The 16298-nt window shown below is 33.3% G+C and carries 18 protein-coding genes; 9 read left to right on the forward strand and 9 right to left on the reverse strand.

What is annotated here, in order from left to right; genetic code table 11:
- Positions 1 to 13: 13 nt before the first annotated feature.
- Positions 14 to 616 carry a WbqC family protein gene (locus KO515_RS14835; protein ID WP_215937121.1) on the forward strand — a complete coding sequence of 201 codons (603 nt, stop codon included), beginning with the start codon at positions 14 to 16 and terminating at the stop codon, positions 614 to 616.
- A gap of 56 nt (positions 617 to 672) precedes the next feature.
- Positions 673 to 981, forward strand: coding sequence for a DUF6122 family protein (locus tag KO515_RS14840; RefSeq protein ID WP_215937122.1), 309 nt, complete (start codon positions 673 to 675; stop codon positions 979 to 981).
- Here KO515_RS14840 and KO515_RS14845 read toward each other — a convergent pair whose 3' ends face one another.
- The 7 genes from KO515_RS14845 to KO515_RS14875 all read right to left on the reverse strand — a co-directional run bounded on the left by KO515_RS14845 (position 982) and on the right by KO515_RS14875 (position 7355).
- The gene (locus tag KO515_RS14845; protein WP_215937123.1) at positions 982 to 2004 is read right to left on the reverse strand and encodes an endonuclease/exonuclease/phosphatase family protein; all 1023 of its coding nucleotides are present in this window, start codon (positions 2002 to 2004) and stop codon (positions 982 to 984) included.
- Positions 2005 to 2036: 32 nt separating this feature from the next.
- Positions 2037 to 2906, reverse strand: a complete 870-nt coding sequence (locus tag KO515_RS14850) for a rhomboid family protein (protein WP_215937124.1) — start codon at positions 2904 to 2906, stop codon at positions 2037 to 2039.
- Between the two features lie 2 nt (positions 2907 to 2908).
- Entirely contained in the window at positions 2909 to 3730 is an 822-nt protein-coding gene (locus KO515_RS14855) for a rhomboid family intramembrane serine protease (RefSeq protein WP_215937125.1), read from the reverse strand.
- A 3-nt stretch (positions 3731 to 3733) separates the two neighbouring features.
- Positions 3734 to 5593, reverse strand: coding sequence for a DNA mismatch repair endonuclease MutL (gene mutL / locus KO515_RS14860; RefSeq protein WP_215937126.1), 1860 nt, complete (start codon positions 5591 to 5593; stop codon positions 3734 to 3736).
- Positions 5593 to 5883, reverse strand: a complete 291-nt coding sequence (locus tag KO515_RS14865; protein ID WP_215937127.1) for a hypothetical protein — start codon at positions 5881 to 5883, stop codon at positions 5593 to 5595. Before KO515_RS14865 ends, mutL begins: the two co-directional genes overlap by 1 nt.
- Positions 5884 to 6080: 197 nt before the next feature.
- Positions 6081 to 6587, reverse strand: a complete 507-nt coding sequence (ribH, locus tag KO515_RS14870; protein WP_215937128.1) for a 6,7-dimethyl-8-ribityllumazine synthase — start codon at positions 6585 to 6587, stop codon at positions 6081 to 6083.
- Positions 6588 to 6590: 3 nt separating this feature from the next.
- Positions 6591 to 7355: a tetratricopeptide repeat protein gene (locus KO515_RS14875; protein ID WP_215937129.1), complete on the reverse strand. Its 765-nt coding sequence runs from the start codon at positions 7353 to 7355 to the stop codon at positions 6591 to 6593.
- Between the two features lie 140 nt (positions 7356 to 7495).
- Between KO515_RS14875 and recF the strand changes: the two genes are divergently transcribed.
- The 6 genes from recF to KO515_RS14905 all read left to right on the forward strand — a co-directional run bounded on the left by recF (position 7496) and on the right by KO515_RS14905 (position 12766).
- Positions 7496 to 8575, forward strand: a complete 1080-nt coding sequence (recF, locus tag KO515_RS14880; RefSeq protein ID WP_215937130.1) for a DNA replication/repair protein RecF — start codon at positions 7496 to 7498, stop codon at positions 8573 to 8575.
- Positions 8572 to 8991 (forward strand): lipocalin family protein, encoded by a 420-nt coding sequence (locus KO515_RS14885; protein ID WP_215937131.1) that lies wholly within the window; start codon positions 8572 to 8574, stop codon positions 8989 to 8991. Before recF ends, KO515_RS14885 begins: the two co-directional genes overlap by 4 nt.
- A gap of 14 nt (positions 8992 to 9005) precedes the next feature.
- Positions 9006 to 9302 (forward strand): DUF721 domain-containing protein, encoded by a 297-nt coding sequence (locus KO515_RS14890; RefSeq protein ID WP_215937132.1) that lies wholly within the window; start codon positions 9006 to 9008, stop codon positions 9300 to 9302.
- 215 nt (positions 9303 to 9517) lie between these two features.
- Entirely contained in the window at positions 9518 to 11935 is a 2418-nt protein-coding gene (locus KO515_RS14895; RefSeq protein ID WP_215937133.1) for a penicillin acylase family protein, read from the forward strand.
- On the forward strand, positions 11935 to 12294 hold the full coding sequence (locus tag KO515_RS14900; RefSeq protein WP_215937134.1) for a hypothetical protein: 360 nt from the start codon (positions 11935 to 11937) through the stop codon (positions 12292 to 12294). Before KO515_RS14895 ends, KO515_RS14900 begins: the two co-directional genes overlap by 1 nt.
- A gap of 37 nt (positions 12295 to 12331) precedes the next feature.
- Positions 12332 to 12766: a BLUF domain-containing protein gene (locus KO515_RS14905; protein WP_215937135.1), complete on the forward strand. Its 435-nt coding sequence runs from the start codon at positions 12332 to 12334 to the stop codon at positions 12764 to 12766.
- A gap of 84 nt (positions 12767 to 12850) precedes the next feature.
- Here KO515_RS14905 and KO515_RS14910 read toward each other — a convergent pair whose 3' ends face one another.
- Together KO515_RS14910 and KO515_RS14915 are read right to left on the reverse strand one after the other, a co-directional pair.
- Entirely contained in the window at positions 12851 to 14326 is a 1476-nt protein-coding gene (locus KO515_RS14910) for a T9SS type A sorting domain-containing protein (protein ID WP_215937136.1), read from the reverse strand.
- A 316-nt stretch (positions 14327 to 14642) separates the two neighbouring features.
- A complete protein-coding gene (locus tag KO515_RS14915) occupies positions 14643 to 15575 on the reverse strand; it encodes a peptidylprolyl isomerase (RefSeq protein ID WP_215937137.1) in 933 nt (310 codons plus the stop codon).
- A gap of 210 nt (positions 15576 to 15785) precedes the next feature.
- On the opposite strand from KO515_RS14915, the gene KO515_RS14920 reads away from it, so the two are divergent.
- Entirely contained in the window at positions 15786 to 16232 is a 447-nt protein-coding gene (locus KO515_RS14920) for a hypothetical protein (protein ID WP_215937138.1), read from the forward strand.
- Positions 16233 to 16298 lie beyond the last annotated feature (66 nt).

Here is a 16298-nt window from a genome sequence, read left to right on the forward strand (position 1 = left end):
CGGTTTTACAGATATGAATAGCCTTATTTATCCTACATATTTTCCAAATTTGGCACATTTTTGGGCGATTATAAATTCGGATGCCATACATCTCGAAGTCTCTGACAATTACCAAAAACAATCCTACAGAAACCGTTCAGAAATTTATGGGGCAAATGGAAAATTGGCTTTAACCGTTCCTGTGACTTACACTCAGAAAAACAGGCAGCTTTATAAAGATGTCAAAATTGCTAACGAAGAACAGTGGCAACTTCTTCATTTAAAGTCGTTGCAATCAGCTTATAGTATGTCGCCTTTCTTCGAATTTTATATAGATGACTTAATGCCACTTTTTGAAGAACGTTTCGATTATATCTTAGATTTAAATTTGAGATGTATAGAAGTGCTCTTGAACAGTCTTCAACTAGACATTCATCCTATTAAAACAGTACGTTTTGAAAAAGAGCTAGTAGATAAAACTGATTTTAGAAATTTAGTAAAGCGGAATGCTGTAGTTCAACCTTTTGAAACTTACACTCAAGTGTTTACTGAGAAACATGGTTTTATTTCTAATCTTAGTATTTTAGACCTTTTGTTTAATGAAGGGCCTAATACGGCGTTGTATTTAAAAAAATAGAAATTACGACTTGAAAAATAAATAGACAGTTAAGTCGTATTAATAGATAAAACAGAATGCTTCAGTCATCAATCCATTATGGTATACATTTCGGTTTACCACTAGTTGTTGCCTTAATATTTTACAAGAGCTATTGGCTTAAAGCGTATGGTATTATGATCTTAGGAATGTTAATTGATTTAGATCATTTATTAGCCAATCCTATTTTTGACCCTAACCGTTGTAGTATCAATTTTCATCCACTCCACACCTATTATGCTATTGTGGTTTATTTAGTCCTACTAATTCCTAAAAAAACACGATTAATTGGTATGGGTTTAATCATTCACATTATTGCAGATATAGCAGATTGTGGGCTAATGTAATTAGGGTAAACTCAGCGTTGTTTTTATAGGGTAATGGTCAGATAGTTTTACATCAAAAGTTTTAAAGCTATTCACCGTAAAATCTTCATCAGCCAAAATAAAATCGATACGCATCGGGAAAAATTTAAAATCAAAAGTTCTACCAAAGCCATTTCCAGCATCTTCAAACGTATCTTTTAAATCCTCACCTTTCACCATTCTATAAATATAAGAATAGGCTGTATTATTGAAATCACCAGTTACAATAGTTTTATAATTAGACTTTGATTTGTGAGCTAAAAATAATTCTACTTGGTCTTGTTGTGCTTTGAATGTGGCACCAACTTGCTTAAACAAATGACTAGAGGTTTCCTTTTTTAATTTCTCTACGTCCGTCTCAATACCTGAAGATTGTAAATGAAACGTATAAATTCTTAAGGTGTCTTTTTGTTTAACGATATCTATAAATATAGCGTTGTTATTAGTATTAGGAAATTCTAACGAACCCGAATTAACAATTGGGAATTTAGAGTAAATTGCCTGACCACCTCTTATACCTTTATTATAAGTAGCATTAAAATTATTATAACCTTCAAATTTTACTTGTTCACTCCTAGGGTATTCTTGAAGACATAAAACATCGGGTTGTTCATTTTTTACAAAATTAATGATACTGTCTTTTACGCTTTTATTCTTTAACCAATCATACTTATTAAACAACCTCACATTAAATGACATCACCGAAAAATTAGCCTCATCTTTAATTTCGGCAGACGATGAAAACTTATACATGGAATTAATATGATTCCAACCTAATAGCAACACTACCAATGACAGAAGCATTTGCTTTTTTAAGCGAAGTAACCAATAAATTAAAAAGACGACGTTAAGTAAAATAAGTAATGGCACACCTAAACTTAATACAGATAAGGAGGCAAAATTTTTAGGTGGGATATAAGGCAATATATAAGATGTAAGCAATAAAAATGCTACCAACGAATTGATAACAAATATTATTTTACTTCCTAATTTTAAACCTTTCATATTAATTTATCAAGATAATAAAGACTGTATTATTACTTTCCTGTTTTAAATAGAAATTCCTTTTCTTCAGCGGTTAGACTTTCGTAGCCACTTTTACTGATTTTATCTAGAATTAAATCTATTTTTTTCTGATTATTGAACGTATTAAATTCATCTTTAGTCTTCCCTGCGTATGTCTTTTTTTCCGGTTTACGATATACCGTTTTTAAATTAGATTTTGGTTTAAACCAACTCATTACAGTATCCATCGAACGTTCAAAACCAGTTCCAATGTCGGTACCTTTAAGAAGTTTTGTGGCATAAATGTACCCTAAAAGATAACCACCAAAGTGTGCTATATAACCACCTTGATTAAGTCCAAGCATAAGTCTAAACAAATCCAAACCAACAATTACCATGGCAATATGTTTCCATTTTACATTAAAGGCATTGAATAATCGAATTTCCGTATTTGGCATATAAGCCGCCACAAAAAGCAATAATGCAGAAACACCAGCCGATGCTCCTACCAAACTTCCATTGACACCATAAGAACTGATTGGAATGAGATTTTCAAACGCTAAGTATGCTAAGCCACCAAAAATAATTCCCAAGAAATAAATGTTCAAAACCATTTTTTGACGAAATAGATTGGTGGTCATTCGAGATAGATAATAGAGAAATAGCATATTGAACGCCAAATGAAATAATCCATTATGCAGAAAACCATAGGTTATTAAAGACCAGGGTTGAAACAGAAAATCCATGATGCCTGATGGTAATTCAAAATAAGCAAAGAGATTAAATCGCAATAAGGATTTAAATATCAAACCAATGATGAACACCACCACATTAATGGCAATGATTTTACCAAAAGCGTCGAGGTTTCTAAACTTGTATTTTAAATCGTTAACTGTACTCATAATTAGTTCCAACGGAATTTATTCATGTCATTTTTCTTCCAATACCACATAATTAAGAAGCCTATAACTGCCCCTCCAACATGCGCCATATAGGCAGTATTACTTGGACTGAAGAACGAGGTTCCTGTTATTGCCGAAATAACATCTAATAGTATAATTCCAGGAATAAAGTACTTTGCTTTAATCGGTATTGGCAAGAAAATCATCATTAATTCTGCATTAGGATTCATCATACCAAAAGCGGCCAATAGTCCCATGATACAACCCGAAGCCCCAACCATTGTACTCCTATTAAGAACATTTAAATCAAATAACACTTTAAAATTATCGCCAGAAATATCAGTCGTAAAATTAGCATCGTTCAAGAGTGGAATCATTTTTTGATAAAGAATTTCACTTTTAATATAATCACCTGAAGTGGCATCGATATTCATTATTTCATGCAATAATTCCTTACTTAAACTTAAATCAGCAATACTTTGCATCGCGGATAAATAATCAATATAATAATAACCTAATTGAAATAGTAAGGCACCAAAACCTGCAGAGAAATAGACAAACAGAAACTTTTTTGTCCCTAGACGCTGCTCAACAGGAGTTCCAAACATCCATAGAGCAAACATATTAAACAAAAGATGCGTTGGACTTCCATGCATAAACATATGCGTCACAACTTGCCAAGGTTGAAACAAATCGTTTGTTGGAAAAAACATTGAAAACAAACTATAAAATAATTTACCATCACCCAATGCAACGGTCCCAATGAACATTACAACATTAATAATGATTAAGTGCTTTACGGCATCTGTTATATTAAATCTCATAGTCTACATGAATTTTTTTTCTATATCATCAACTGCCATCGTTATAAATGTAGGTCGATTAGTTGGTGATACATTGGGTTCCTTACAGGCAAACAAACTATTTACCATATGCTCTTGTTCGGTACTATTTAACGATTGACCATTTTTAATAGCCAAACTCTTCGCCATAGATTTAGCTAATAAATCAGTAGCACTAAAATTAGTGTCTGGCACATCATTTTCGACATCGCTAATTAATTGTTCTAAAATAATAGACACTTCACTTTCTGGAACTCCAACCGGAACTCCTGTGATTGTTATTTCCTTAGTATTCAATTCTGAAAACACAAAACCGGTATGCTCTAAATCAGCTTTAAGATCCGCGATAATTTTAGTTTCATTAGGAGTGTAATGCAATTCTAATGGAAATAATAATTGCTGACTCGTAGCTTCCTTAATAGTGATATGTTTCAAAAAGTTTTCGTACAAAATACGCTGGTGCGCTCTATTCTGATCAATAACTAACATCCCAGATTTTAAGGTACTCACAATATATTTTTGCTGTAATTGAAAGGTCGTTTTCGTGGTTTCAATAGACGAATCACTAAAAATAGATTCATTTTTCGATTCACTTTCAAAAGTCACCTGACTAAAATCAGAAGGTGAATTATTTCCTTTAGATTCTAAACCAACATATAAGCTTTCCCATGACGACGTAGGAGCCGATTTGAAACCCGTATTATGACTTGTACTTTTTTGCTTAACACCTGAATCTTCAGCAAACGGATTAAAACTACGATCTACCTCAATGGCTGGTGTGGAAGCTTTTTTATCCTTGTAATCATAAGGTGTGTTAAAGCTACTCTGTTGTTCAAAATCTAAAACAGGAGCAATATTAAATTGCCCTAAACTATGTTTTACAGCAGAACGCAAAATTGCATAAAGTGTGTGCTCATCATCAAACTTAATTTCAGTTTTAGTAGGATGAATATTAATATCTATCGATTTTGGATCGACCGTAAGATTTAAAAAATAACTTGGATGATACCCATCTTTTAATAAGCCTTCAAATGCTGATTTTATAGCATGATTCAAATAAGGACTCTTTATAAAACGCTGATTTACAAAAAAGAATTGTTCGGATTTGGTTTTCTTTGAGAATGTAGGTTTACCTACAAATCCTGAAATTTTTAAAACTTCAGTTTCCTCTTCAACTGGAACTAATTTTTCATTCGTTTTAGTTCCAAAAATATGCACTACGCGTTGTCTATAATTTTCTTGAGGCACATTAAATAAGTCACTTCCATTATGATAAAAAGCAAAAGCGATATTAGGATGTGCTAACGCTACACGATGAAATTCATCGGTAATATGACGTAACTCTACAGTATCTGACTTTAAGAAATTACGTCTTGCTGGAATATTAAAAAATAGATGCTTCACAGCAACCGAAGTTCCTGTTGGAGTTACGGAAACTTCCTGAGATTTCACCTCACTGCCTTCTATAACAATGGCAGTCCCTAAATCGTCTTCATCTTGTTTTGTTTTTAGTTCAACATGGGCAATGGCCGCAATACTCGCTAATGCTTCACCTCTAAACCCTTTGGTATTCAGTTGAAATAAATCTTCAGCAGCTTTAATTTTTGATGTGGCATGACGTTCAAAACTCAATCGTGCATCAGTAACACTCATGCCTTTACCATTATCAATAACTTGCACTAAGGTTTTACCAGCATCTTTAATAATGAGTTTAATTTCTGTAGCATTAGCATCAATGGCATTTTCTAATAGTTCTTTAACTACTGATGCCGGACGCTGAACGACCTCACCTGCTGCGATTTGATTAGCAACATGGTCTGGTAAAAGTTGAATAATATCTGACATTACAAATAGGCTGAAATATCAATATAACTCAATGTAACATACGCTGCTAATAATAGAAAAGCAACGATTACTAATAGTCGAATTCGCGTGTTTTTATCACTCTGAATCTTACTATTTTGGTTCCACTCATCTCTAAAATTAGTTCTATGAAATCGTTTGCCATCACCATCATCCTCTATAAGACCATGCTTTTTTTTCAAATTATCCATACGCTCTTTTCGCTCATCATAATAGCGAGGAGTATAATTATACCGTTTGTTTTTGTTTTGTTTGAAAAATGTTGAAAACATAGCTTTTGGATTTAATCAAAGTTACTGAAAATACTAGAAAATGTCCCTTAAGGATTCCTTAAAATTATGAACAAAAAGGATGCCAGAGTTGGTTGGCAGTGTGCAGTGTGCAAAATGAAATTTTAGTTTACAACAAAAGGTCAGTATGTATCATTTTAGGCGATGTGACTGCCAACTGAGGACTGAGAACTGAATACTTAAGCAGTTTCCTTACGTAAAGCTGCCATTTTAATCGCAGCAATAGCTGCTTCAGTACCTTTATTTCCGTGAATTCCACCAGAACGATCAATAGACTGCTGCTCTGTATTATCGGTAAGTACACAGAAAATAACCGGAATATCTCCTTTTACATTAAGATCTTTAATCCCTTGAGTTACCCCTTCGCAAACAAAATCGAAATGTTTTGTTTCACCTTGAATCACACAACCAATAACAATAATAGCATCTAACATCCCAGAATCAGCATAAATACTTTTACTCATTCTGGCCGCACCATAGGTTAATTCAAATGCACCAGGTACATTCCAACGCACAATGTTTTGCTTAATAGCACCACAATCTAAAAGCGCATCAAAAGCACCTTTCCATAAGCCTTCGGTAATTTTGTCATTCCATTCTGAAACAACAATCCCAAACCGAAAATCTTTCGCGTTTGGGATTGTTGCTTTATCGTAAGCCGATAAATTATGATTTACAGTAGCCATATACTATAAGCTTGCTTCTACTTTTCCAATTAAAACATCTGCCGTTTTTGCTTCAGTTGAAGCAGAAAATTCAGATTTTATACGCTTTAAATACTCTAAAGCTTTTGTATTCTCTCCTAAATCGATAGCCACACGTGCTGCTTTCATTAAGTATAATGGAGTTGTAAAGTCATTTACGTTAGCCTTAAACGCTTGTTCGTAATATCCTAAAGCATCTGATTTTTGATCTAACTGCACAAATGCATCACCGATACCACCTTTAGCGATAGGATTCAACATTTTATCATCACTAGAGAAATTCCCTAAATGCTCAACAGCATTTTGATAATCTTTTAAATTCAAATATGCCATACCAGCATAATAGTTTGCTAAATTAGCAGCAGGACTTCCTCCATACTCATTAATAATATCTAGCATTCCGTATTTACCTTCTCCGCCATCTAAAGACATTCTGTAAAGTGAATCTGAAGATACACCACTAACAGCATCATCAAAATACTTTTTAGCTATGTACATTTCATTCATAGCCTCTTTTTGTTGTGGCTCTGCTACTAACTTATTATAACCTAAATAGGCTAAAACTATTAAAGCTATAGCTCCCACAACACCTAAAATGTATTTTTGATTTTTAACAGCCCATTCCTCTGTTCTCGAAGCACCTTCATCTAAAGTGTTAAACACCTCTGCTGTTGTTGATTCTTCTTCAAAAACCTCTTCCTTCTCTTTTACTGTCTTAGGTTTGTAGCCTCTTTTCTTATACGTTGCCATAACTTGTCATTTTGTGCGTCCGCAAAAATAAAATTTTTATTGGGATTTAAAAGCCTATTTATTTGTTATTTTTGAATTATTAATTACAAGCTCAAAATGCTTTGTTACATCAGTAAAATTAGGCATAATGCTATCTTTTCATGAATCTAAACACACTATCTTTAGTTAATTATAAAAATTTTGAAAGTCAGGTTTTTGATTTCGACGTCAAAATCAACTGTTTTGTTGGGGCCAATGGTATCGGAAAAACGAATGCTTTAGATGCCATTTATCATTTGGCTTTTGGTAAAAGTTATTTTAATCCTATTGCTGTTCAAAATATCAACCACAATGCTGAGTTTTTTGTAGTAGATGGTAATTTCACTAAAAATGAACGTACCGAAAAAATCATAGTCTCTTTAAAACGAGGTCAAAAAAAAGTCATAAAACGTAATAGTAAAGCTTACGAAAAGTTTAGTGAGCATATTGGGTTTATTCCATTGGTTATAATTTCTCCTGCAGATCGCGATTTAATTATTGAAGGTAGTGATACACGACGCAAATTTATTGACAGTGTCATTTCGCAAAGTGATAAAAGCTATTTAACGGAACTCATTAATTATAATAAGGTTTTATCACAACGTAATGCCTTATTAAAATACTTTGCATTAAATAATACGTTTAATGCCGATACACTTGCTATCTATAACGAACAACTTCATACTTACGGTACCGAAATATTTAGAAAACGAGATACGTTTCTAAAGACCTTTATTCCCATTTTTAAATCACGCTACGAGGCTATTAGTCAGAGTAAAGAAGCTATCGATTTAACGTATAAAAGCGATTTGTTTGATTCTGAATTAAAAGATTTACTAAACAAAACTATTAATAAGGACAAAGCTTTACAATATACTAGTGTTGGAACACACAAAGATGATTTAGTGTTTTTGATTGATGATTTTCCGATAAAAAAATTCGGAAGTCAAGGTCAGCAAAAGTCCTTTTTAATTGCGTTAAAGTTGGCGCAATTTGATTTTATAAAACAACAAAGTGGTGTTTCTCCTATTCTATTGTTAGATGACATCTTTGATAAGTTAGATGAAAACCGAGTCTCACAAATCATCAATTTAGTAGATGATGAACATTTTGGACAAATTTTTATCAGTGACACCCATGCAGAACGTACTGAAGATGTGATAAAACAAACGCATCAATCCTATAAAATGTTTAAATTATGAAAAACTATTTATGGCTCCTTGGCCTCGTTCTAATTAGTTGTTCTGAAAACCCAGAAACCTACATTCAACATATAGAAGGCTATTGGGAAATTGAAGAAGTAACAATGGCTGATGGCAGTAAAAAAGCCTATCAATTTAGCGAAACAATTGACTATATCAGCATCAATGATAGTTTAAAAGGATTCAGAAAAAAACTAAAACCAGGCTTAAATGACACCTATTTTACATCAGATGATGCTGAAGCTATTCACTTAAAAGTGGAAAACAACCAATTAAAAATATATTATAAAACACCTTACGCCAATTGGTCAGAAACCGTAATGGAAGCAACACCAGAAGAGTTACAACTTATTAACGACGATAAAAATGTGTATCTTTATAAACGTTACACTCCTATTCAATTAGATTTAGAATAATTAAGGAAATTACAATGGCAAAACGAAACAACGATAATCAACCCATTCAAGACATTCTAAAAGAGTTTGTACAAACCAACAATTTACAGTCTGGTTTAGACAAAGTAGAAGTACGTGAAGCATGGGCCAATTTAATGGGAAATGGTGTTAACAATTACACCTCCGCAATTGAGCTTAAACACGATACACTCTATGTTCAACTCAGTTCTAGTGTGCTTAGAGAAGAATTGAGTTACGGCACAGAAAAAATTATAAAAATGCTTAATGAATCGTTAAGAAAAGAAGTCGTTAAGAAGTTGGTGCTTCGTTAACTCTTAACTCTTAAAAAAATAGTTTTTCTTTTTAAAATGAAATTAAAATTTCTTTTTTTCGTCTTTCTCTCTGCGCACCTCTGTACAACCTCTGTAAATCTTCGTGTAATTTAAAAGTAACCCATTTACATTCTGCATTACTGATATTAAGTTCAGTTTCATATCTTACTATACCAATTATTTTCCTATTTTTAAATTCTCTATAACTCAACTTCATGACGTATTTTAAACTAATTCTATCCTTCGTACTAACGATAGGCATTTTTTATGCATTAAACACTAAGTTCGGGTCTATTCCACCCATCGGTAAATTCTTAAATCCATATACTGGAGTTTGGCAAAATGAAACCGACGAATCCATCACAGGCGAGGTTTCAATTCCTGATTTAAAAGATAAAGTTACAGTACATTATGATGCCGAATTAATCCCACATGTATTCGCACAAAATGAAATCGATCTTTACCGAGCACAAGGCTATCTTACGGCAAAGCATAGATTATGGCAAATGGAATTCCAGACCTATGCAGCCGCTGGTCGCTTATCTGAAATTATTGGAGAAGGAGCACTTAATTATGACAGACAAGAACGCAGACGGGGTATGGGTTATGGCGCTGAGCAAACCTTAAAAAAAATGGCTGAAGATGAAAAAACATCAACTTTTGTTCAGGCTTATGCAGATGGAGTGAATAGCTACATCAATCAATTAGAGTCTAAAGATTTACCTGTTGAATATAAGTTACTCGATTATAAACCTGAAGCTTGGACACCTAAGAAAACAGCATTATTATTAATGTACATGACTAAAATGCTGGCAGGAGGAGATGAAGACATGGAAAACACAAATGCGCTACGAGTATTTGGAAAGGATCAATTCGATTTATTATTCCCTGATTTCTTTGATGTAACAGATCCTATAATTCCTAAAGCAACCGATTGGAGCTATATTAATGTTCCACAAACACCGCGTCCAGCATCTCTTACCGATACTATTTTAGAGGCCGTTCCTGAGACGATTGATCAACCCAATCCTGATAATGGTAGTAATAATTGGGCCGTTTCTGGTGAAAAATCATATTCAGGTCATCCGATTTTGGCTAACGATCCACACTTAGGTTTAAACCTACCTTCTATTTGGTTTGTGATGCAACTCAGTACTCCTAACCATAATACTTTTGGAGCTACGCTTCCAGGTGCACTGGCTGTTATTTCAGGATTTAATCAACATATTGCATGGGGAGAAACCAATGCCACGAGAGATGTTATTGATTGGTATAAAATTGAATTTAATGACAATAGAACGCAATACAAGTTTGACAACGAATGGAAGGATGTTTCTGTAAGAGTCGAAGAGATAAAGATTAAAGGAAAGGAAACTTACAAGGATTCTGTGGTATACACCCATCATGGTCCAGTGGTGTATGATAAGAATTTTAAATCTGATAATGAATTATCGGGTTACGCAATGCAGTGGACAGGTCATATTCCTAGTAATGGTCAGAAAACCTTCACGGAGATGAATAAAGCCAAAAATTATGATGATTATACCAAAGCCCTAGAACATTGGGTAGCACCAGCTCAAAATTTTGTTTTTGCTTCAACCGAAGGTGATATTGCTATTTGGGTACAAGGCTTATTTCCTAATAAATGGGAAGGTCAAGGGAAATTTGTAATGGACGGTAGTAAATCTGAAAACGATTGGCAGAGTTTTATTGCACAAGAATTCAATGCCTATACTAAAAATCCAGAACGTGGTTTTGTGAGCTCTGCAAATCAGCATCCCGTAGACGAAACCTATCCCTATTATGTATTCAATGATGGTTATGAAACGTATAGGAATCGTGTAATTAATGATTATTTTAATACTAAAGACAAATTCAGTATTCAAGATTTTAAAGATTTACATAACAACAATTACAATTTAAAAGCTGCTGAAATAGTCCCTTATATGTTAGAACACATGGATGTTTCAAGTTTAACAAAAGAAGAAAAAGCCATATATAATGAAATAAAAGCTTGGAAGTTTAATAATGACATTGATGAAGTTGGCCCAAGTATTTTTAGACAGTGGTATGGTAAGCTTTACAATTTAGTCTGGGATGAAATGGATGATGACGATACACTGTTGGACACACCTTATACCTACCAAACCATTTACTTACTTAAAAATAAGGGTGATGATGATTTTATGGATATCAAGGATACACCTGAAACAGAAACTGCAAAAGATCTATTTTTATTAGCCTTTAAATCAGCCGCTGAACGACTTATAGAAATTAAGGAGGAAAAAGGAGATTACACTTGGCTTAAATATAAAGCAACTCATGCAGATCATTTACTACAAGGTTTACCTGCATTTTCAGTTTTTGATATTCCGATTGGTGGTGACCGAAGCATTGTAAATGCAACGTCTGAAGATCACGGACCGTCTTGGAGAATGATTGTAGAAATGACTTCCCCTCCAACCGCTTTAGGGATTTATCCTGGTGGACAATCTGGAAATCCTGGTAGTAAATATTACGATAATTTTATTGACGATTGGGCAGCAGGTGAATATCACGAGCTTAATTTTTTACAAAGCAATACTGCAACCGACGCTATTATTGGCACACAAACCCTAACACCTAAGAACTAATGACTAAGAATATCATAAATTTTATAGTTACAATTATATGCGCTTATATACTCTCATTATTTCTGCCTTGGTGGTCTATAATGGTTGCAGCTGTAGCGACGGCTTTATTTATTCCATTAAAACGAATAGCCGTGTTTTTTATCCCTTTTTTAGCCATACTTTTGTTTTGGTTTGTATTGAGTTATTTTTTAAGTAGTGGAAACGATTTCACTTTAGCCAAACGCATAGCTGTACTTTTACCTTTAGGTGGTAATCCGTATGTTTTAATGTTAGTCACAGGTCTAATTGGTGGTTTAGCCGCTGGTATAACTGCTATATTTGGGAAACAGTTGAGCTTGGTTTTAACTCAAAAGAAATAACTATTATCAGTACGTCTATATTATTATAACTAGAATTATGTATCAATTAAATTACCATTCTCAATCAATTTCTGGACTTTCTCCTAAAGATTTAGAAAATATTCTTGAAGAAGCCACTTCAATAAATGGAGAAAGAAATATCACAGGATGTCTCATTTACCATAATGATAGTTTTGTTCAAATCCTTGAAGGAGAGAAAAAAGATGTCCTCGAAGTTTATAAAAAAATTAAAGGAGATAAACGCCATCATAATATTATGCTACTTTATCAAAATAGTGTTGACACGAGATCTTTTACGGATTGGAATATGGCTTATCATAAACCAGAAGATCAATTCGTAGTCCAATTTGTAAATAACTTATTATTACTTTCAAAACTTTCAGATAATTCATCGAATTCTTTAACCACGTTTTGGGGACAAGTACGGAGAATTATTGAAAGTGGTTCTGTAAAACAACAGGCAATCCTCTAAGAATAGTGAAGTTTAAATTATTAGAATTTAAAAAAAAGCTCCAACCTATTCGTTGGAGCTTTTCAGTATTATATAGAAACGACGCTATTTAACGACAAGTTTTTTAATTGTTCTTGAAGTTTCTCCATTCAATTCTAACAGATACATTCCGGTACTTAAATCAAGGCGCAACGTATTCGCGCCTATTTGAAGTGTTTTTTGCATAATTAATTTACCTTCAATGCTATAAACATTCAATTCTTTAAATAGACTATTGTTATCCAAATTGAATTCTCCATCCGTAGGGTTCGGATATATCGTTATACTATGTAAAGCCAATTCATCAACACTTAAAAATCCGCAATCTACAGGATCAAACGTTACCAATCCCAAAGATGCTACATCATTTTCATGTACAATTACGGCTTCTGCGTCTGCCACTGTATTTGGTGTATCCGTTTCATCCCAGCAATTATGCATAGCCGAAACTGGATTGTCGGTGTTGTTATAAAGTGCATAAACCACACCTCCATTACCATTTTCAGAAAACACATTCTGCCCAATATTATCGGCATTATCACCCAAGTTAATCATTGATTCTCCCTGAAGTGTAATTCCCCATAAATTTCTACGAATTTCATTTCCACTAGCTACAACGACATTACCTTCTACAGATGCAACTAAATTAATTCCACTTCCACCAAGACCAGCATTTCCTTGTGAGTCATTGTCTTCAATCACATTATTTCTTATATATGCAGAAACATTGTTACTCTGTATTGCAATACCATAACGATTATCACTTATAATATTATCATCAATTACCGCATTCACACCTCCTGTACTTAATAAATCAGAAACGGAAATACCACCTACAGATGTTAACGTGCGATCTCCTTTTATAGTATTCTGAATAATTTGTGTTGGATTATCAACTAAAGTCGGTCCTAAATTAATTTGAGGACGATTGGAATTCTCTTGGTTATTTCCTTCAATATAATTATTAAAAATATAAGGAGAAACCGTATTTGTAGCGCCAGAACCAATTGCTGTAGTTTCATTAAAAGTTATGGTGTTATTAGTAATTTGAGGCATTCCTCTTGAGAGTCCAATTGCACCTCCTGTAGAAACACCAGCAACATTATTGGTAATTAAACAGTTATCAATAGTACACGTTTCTGTTAAAACACGTAAACCTCCTCCATATTGTATCGTTGCATTTTGAATGGTAATATCTGAAAATTCTTCAAATCGAAAGCCATCGTACGGTGCAGCAGGATCTATAGCTGTAAAAACGGCATTGTCTGCATCCACGTTAAAAGTTCCGTAAATGGTAATTCTAATATCCTCTCCAATTTCTAAGGTAACATCATCACTAATATTAAAAGTATCTGATGTAGAAATTGTCAAATCTTCTTGCAAAGTATATGTAGTTCCATTTACCGAAATGGTAGTCGGACTTGCTACGACTAAGTCGTCTAAAGTATACGTGCCACCTATATCTGGTGTGGTAAAACCTTGTGCACCAACCAAACCGAAAACACCGATGATTGTAAATAAATTGAGTAATAGTTGTTTCATAAATTGTTTTTTTGAGTTTCCATAAAATTAAATAATATTGACAATAATAACTGTTAAAAATCAATTTTTATAATAGCGAGATAAATCGATTTTGAGAATTGTATTGAAGTAAACTTCGCATTAAATCTCAATTTTAAAACCCAACGGAATACCTTTAAAGTATGTTAAGAATAACCAATGTGGCAGTTGAAGCTCTAAGAAAAATACCTTAACTTTTAATAAATTGTGTTATCAATTTAATCTCACAAAAAAAAGCCTCACATTTAGGGAGGCTTTCTTGTTCTATTTAAATAGGTAAATACCTAATAAAGTATATTTATTTTACATTCATTAACTCTACATCAAATACTAAAGTAGCGTTTGGAGGAATGACTCCACCAGCACCTGCAGCACCATAACCTAAATCACTAGGAATTACTAAACGTGCTTTATCTCCTACATTTAAAAGACAAATACCTTCATCCCAACCTGCAATTACCTGACCAACTCCAACTTGAAAATCTAATGGTGAGTTTCTTTTATATGACGAATCGAAAACTGTTCCGTCAGCTAACTGTCCTTTATAATGTACAGATACTGTATTCCCTTTTTCTGCTTTTTTACCATCTCCTTTTTGAATGATTTGGTAACGTACCCCAGATGCTGTTTCATCAAATCCAACCGCTAATTTATCTAGTTCCGCTCTTGCAGCTTCACGTTCAGCAGCGATTCGTTTTTCACGAGATCCTTCAAAAGTTCTAAAGGCTTCTATAGCATTAAAATTTTCAGCAGCATCACCTTGTCTAATAATTTCCAAACTTTCAATTTTATCACCTTGCGCAATAGCATCTACAACATCTTGTCCTTCTACTACGTTTCCAAAAACCGTATGTTTATTATCTAACCAATCTGTTGCAATATGGGTGATATAAAACTGACTTCCGTTAGTGCCAGGACCAGAGTTTGCCATAGCTAAAACTCCAGGACCGCTGTGTTTTAAATCTGGATGAAATTCATCATCAAATTTATAACCTGGATTTCCTGTTCCTGTACCTTGTGGACAACCTCCTTGAATCATAAAATCTGGAATAACTCTATGAAATTTTAAACCATCATAATATGGAGTACCTTGTGGCTTTGCTGAATTTTCTAAATTACCTTCTGCTAAAGCTACAAAGTTACCAACTGTTCCTGGAGCCTTTTCAAACTCTAAATTTACTAAGATTTCACCTTTTGAAGTAGTGAATTTTGCGTATATACCGTCTTGCATTGTGTTTTATTTTGTTTAAGAGTGCAAAGATAGTGAACTGATTTGGAAGTTTGAAGCGTGACGTTGGAAGTTATTACACAGAGTTACACTAAGATTAAAAATCTCCATAATCAACCCCTTTTAATTATGTAACAGAGAACCAAATTATTGGAATTTGAGATTTTAATTTTGAGGTTTATTTTTTTTCTTAGTTTTGAAAAAAAATTAGTCATGGCATTTTTATCTAAATTCTTTGGTTCTAAATCACAATCTAGCTCTGGTGACTCAATAGAAGCCATTATTAATGATGTTGAAAACAAACCATTTGGTGTTTCTGATCACAATGTGCTTTTTGCTGGTTTAAATGAATTGGGAGGTTATTTCTTTTTTCAAACCGTTATTGTTGGTCAACTTAATGTTAAGTGTAAAAACGGAGCACAACTTTTTTTTATTGGTGATAATTTCAAGTTAAAACTTGAAGCTGATATGCCAGAATTTGAATCTGAAAGCTCAGATATTAAAGGTAGAAACATCACTAAGATTGATTTTCAGATTGAAGAAAGCGAAGTAAAAAAATTAGAAAGTGCAAGGCTTAGTAGTATTCAATTAAAGGTTAAAAAGCACGATATTCTATTTAGTAAATATGTTGTAATTGAAGCTACTGAGGAGGAGGAATAAAATAGTTCGTCAGTTCGAGTGGAATTAAAATTGAAACGTAATGAAAATTTTAATTTTGTATCGAGG

This window comes from Winogradskyella psychrotolerans, assembly GCF_018860545.1.
Classification (GTDB): domain Bacteria; phylum Bacteroidota; class Bacteroidia; order Flavobacteriales; family Flavobacteriaceae; genus Winogradskyella; species Winogradskyella psychrotolerans_A.